Annotated in this window: 3 protein-coding genes; 1 reads left to right on the top strand and 2 read right to left on the bottom strand. The window is 62.1% G+C overall.

Annotation, left to right across the window (positions count from 1 at the left end):
• Window positions 1-49: 49 nt before the first annotated feature.
• Together ACESY8_RS09110 and ACESY8_RS09105 are read right to left on the bottom strand one after the other, a co-directional pair.
• The gene (locus tag ACESY8_RS09110; RefSeq protein WP_007495918.1) at window positions 50-778 is read right to left on the bottom strand and encodes a hypothetical protein; all 729 of its coding nucleotides are present in this window, start codon (window positions 776-778) and stop codon (window positions 50-52) included.
• A gap of 85 nt (window positions 779-863) precedes the next feature.
• On the bottom strand, window positions 864-2,249 hold the full coding sequence (locus ACESY8_RS09105; RefSeq protein WP_044937997.1) for a TrpB-like pyridoxal phosphate-dependent enzyme: 1,386 nt from the start codon (window positions 2,247-2,249) through the stop codon (window positions 864-866).
• 509 nt (window positions 2,250-2,758) lie between these two features.
• Between ACESY8_RS09105 and ACESY8_RS09100 the strand changes: the two genes are divergently transcribed.
• Window positions 2,759-3,823: a hypothetical protein gene (locus ACESY8_RS09100; RefSeq protein WP_054339285.1), complete on the top strand. Its 1,065-nt coding sequence runs from the start codon at window positions 2,759-2,761 to the stop codon at window positions 3,821-3,823.
• Window positions 3,824-3,868: the final 45 nt, after the last annotated feature.

Genomic DNA, 3,868 nt, shown 5'->3' with positions numbered 1-3,868 from the left:
GGCCGCAGGCCGGGGGGAATTCCGCCTCTTGTGCTGTCTGTAAACGGATTTATGCCTGTGCCTCCTCAGGCGCGCGCTCCTCCTTTACCTCGCGGATGAGGATGAAGGGGGTCAGCTCCCGGGACTGGCCCGCCGGGTTGTCCCGGATCAGGCCCTTGAGGGTCTCGTCGTCCAGGGTGACGGAGGACGCCTTGCCCAGAATCTCCACGTTCAGATCGTTGGCGTCCACAATCATGGCCTGCACGCCGGTGGCGGCCTCGATCTCGTCGCACACCTTGCCGGGGTTCTCCGGGATGCGGATGCCGAACTCGCCGTACTCCTGGAACTCGTGGTCGTAGAAGCCGTCCAGGCCGGACACCTCCTGGCCCACCATCTCGTAGAACACGCCCCGTTTGCCGAACAGCTTGGCCACGCCGGCGCAGAACGCGGCCCAGAGTACGAACAGGGCGCCCCGCTCGTTGATGGCGAACTGCATCTTGTAGGGGCTGTCCACGCCGATGCCGGCGGAGGAGTGGGAGGCGAAGCGGGACAGGAACCGGGCCAGGCGGCCCACCTTCATGTCCTTCTTGTAGACCACCCGCTTCTGGCACAGGCCGATGATCTTTTCGCTGGAGGAGAGCAGGTCACCGGGCTGCCACAGGGGCTTGACGTACTGCTCCACCAGGTCGATATAGCTCTCGCCCACCTGGACGAAATGGGTCTGGATGGCGTGGCGGGCGTAGGTCTTTCCGCCCACCTCTATGGTGACGCTCTTTCCCTCGTTTGCGCGGAATTCCATGGCAAAACCTTCTTTTGTGTTTATTGTCCCTCCTATTATAGCCAGCCGGGGGACAATGTGCAACCTAAAGTTTTGCTGTGAAGCCTCAAATACCCTCGTTCTGGGGGATTTTTGGCAGGCTGTCGAAACCCTTCTGCAGGTCGGCATCGGTGGGGATGGAATCGCTCATCTTTCCGCTGAGATAGTTCTCATAGGCGGTCATATCAAAGTACCCGGTACCGGTGAGGCCGAAAAGGATGGTCTTGGCCTCGCGGCTCTCCCTGCACCGCAGAGCCTCGTCGATGGCCCCCCGGATAGCGTGGGCGGATTCAGGGGCGGGGAGGATGGTTTCCCGCTTGGCAAAGAGCACCGCCGCTTCAAAAACGCGGGTCTGCTCATAGGCCACCGCCTCCATATAGCCGTCGTGGTAGAGCTTGGAGAGGATGGGGCTCATGCCGTGGTAGCGCAGGCCGCCGGCGTGGTTGGCGGAGGGGATGAAGCCGCAGCCAAGGGTATACATCCGGGCCAGGGGGGTGACCCTGCCGGTGTCGCAGAAATCGTAGGCGTACTTGCCCCGAGTGAGGGAGGGGCAGGAGGCTGGTTCCACCGCCACGATGCGGGGATTCCGTATCCCCCGCAGCTTGTCGGCCATAAAGGGGGCGATCAGCCCGCCCAGGTTGGAGCCGCCGCCGGCGCAGCCCACCACCACGTCGGGATATTCCCCCAGCTGCTCCATGGCCAGCTTGCTCTCCAGGCCGATGATAGACTGGTGGAGGAGCACCTGGTTGAGCACGCTGCCCAGCACATAGCGCTTGGCGCCGCCGCTCTGGACGGCGGACTCCACCGCCTCGGAGATGGCGCAGCCCAGGCTTCCTGTAGTGTCCGGGTGGTCACGCAGGATCTGGCGGCCCACCTCAGTTGTGGGGGAGGGAGAGGGGGTGATAGAGGCGTCGAATACATTCATCACCGCCTTTCGGAAGGGCTTCTGCTCGTAGGAGCACTTGACCATAAACACGTCGCAGGTCAGGCCGAAGTAACTGCACGCCTCACTGAGGGCGGTGCCCCACTGGCCGGCCCCGGTCTCAGTGGTGACGCCGGTTAGGCCCTGCATCTTGGCATAATAGGCCTGGGCCACGGCGGAGTTGAGCTTATGGGAACCGGAGGTGTTGTTCCCCTCAAACTTGTAGTAGATCCTGGCCGGGGTATCCAGGGCCTTCTCCAGCTCGTAAGCCCGAATCAGCGGGGAAGGGCGGTACATCTTATAGACGTTTTGAATGGGTTCCGGAATATCCACATAGGCGGTGGCGCCATCCAGCTCCTGGCGGGCAAGCTCCTCGCAGAAGATGGGGGAGAGGTCGTCCACACCCAAGGGCCGGAGGGTACCGGGGTGGAGCAGAGGATCGGGCTGCTCGGCCATGGCGGAGCGCAGGTTGAACCACTTCTGGGGCATCTGGTCCTCGGTCAGATACAGGCGGTGGGGGATCTTGCTCATGTTGATACACTCCTTTTCTGTGCTGCAGGGGAAAAGGGTACAAAAAAGCCCTTCGTCCCCAAGATTGTTTCTCTGGGACAAAGGACTGTAGCTTCAGCCTCTGCGGTGCCACCCGGATTGACGTATACCAGCGCATACGCCCACTCACTTTCACGGGCCGATCAGCCCATGCTCCCCGGATAACGGGTGGAGTCCCCGTCGCGCTACTGAGCCCAAAGGCTGTTCGCTGTGCCCTCAAAAGTCCATTCATCCGAGCGTTGCCTGCCGCGATTCCACCACCCGCGGCTCTCTGAGAGGCATTGATACCGGACTACTCCTCTTCGTCATCGGTTTACCGATTTGATTTGCTACAGTATAACGGCGGCGGCCCGGTTTGTCAAGCTCTTTTTTTGTAAAAGTTGGGCCGGGCCCGCCGGGTGGGTGGATTACAGAAAATTTTAATCTGAGAACCCTTTTTTGACAGGGTGGGATCTGCTACACTGGGAAAAAGGCCTTGGGGGGTGCCGAATATGAGGTATGTTAAAGAATTTGCGGCCGTACTGGCGCTCCTGATGCTGGCGGGCTGCGCTGGGAAGCCGGTACAAGAGTCCCCGGTGGCGACGGATGAGGGCATTCCAGCGGGGCAGATCTACCTCTACGGGGAGATCCACGGAATCGCCGCCATCGAGGAGTACGAGGCGGAGCGGTGGAAGGAGTGCTACGACCGGGGGATGCGGCACCTGTTTGTGGAGCTCTCGCACTACACGGCCCAGTGGCTCAACCTGTGGATGGACGCGGAGGACGATGAGATTCTGGAGCAGCTCCACCAGGATTGGGAGAGCACGCTCTCATCCGGCGCCGAGACGCTGGATTTTTACCGCACCATCAAGGAGCAGTGCCCCAAGACGGTGTTCCACGGCACCGACGTGGGCCACCAGTACGACAGCACCGGGGCCCGTTACCAAGACTATCTGGAGGAGCGGGGCCTGGCGGACACGGAGGACTACCGCCTGACCCTGGAGGCCATCCAGCAGGGGAAAACCTTTGCCGAGCGTGGCTCCGATATTTACCGGGAAAACCGGATGGCAGAGAACTTCATCCGGGAGTTTGACGCCCTGGATGGGGAGAGCGTCATGGGCATCTATGGCGCGGCCCACACCGACCCGGATGCCATGGCGGACTCCGCGGGAACCGTCCCCTCCATGGCCGCTCAGCTGGTAGAGCGGTACGGGGACTCCCTTCACACCGAGGACATCCCCTGGATTGCCTGGGAGCCCCAGCGGACGGATACCCTCACCGTGGCGGGGAAGGAGTACCAGGCGTCCTACTTCGGGGAGGAGGATATCTCCGGCTGGGCCGGGGACTACCAGTCCCGGGCCTTCTGGCGGCTGGAGGGGGCCTATGAGGACTTCGAGGACTGTCCCGAGAGCAGCGATGTGCTGCCCTGCAACGACTATCCCATGCCGATTGAGGCCGGGCAGGTGTTTGTCCTGGGCTACACCCGGAAGGACGGAACATCAGAGCGGAAGTACTACCGCTCCGACGGGGAGGTATGGAACGGCATGGACTGCACCACGGAATTTATCCCGGAATAAGCTCATAAAACGGCCGTGGGGGGGGGGGGGGGGGGGGGGGGGGGG

This window comes from Clostridium sp. ATCC BAA-442 (assembly GCF_964239415.1).
Lineage (GTDB): Bacteria > Bacillota > Clostridia > Oscillospirales > Oscillospiraceae > Flavonifractor > Flavonifractor plautii.
This window is presented reverse-complemented; position numbering and strand designations above follow the sequence as displayed.

Coding starts and splice junctions, on each gene's coding strand:
- ACESY8_RS09110 (WP_007495918.1), bottom strand. CDS start 778: ATGGAATTCCGCGCAAACGAGGGAAAGAGCGTCACCATAGAGGTGGGC.
- ACESY8_RS09105 (WP_044937997.1), bottom strand. CDS start 2,249: ATGAGCAAGATCCCCCACCGCCTGTATCTGACCGAGGACCAGATGCCC.
- ACESY8_RS09100 (WP_054339285.1), top strand. CDS start 2,759: ATGAGGTATGTTAAAGAATTTGCGGCCGTACTGGCGCTCCTGATGCTG.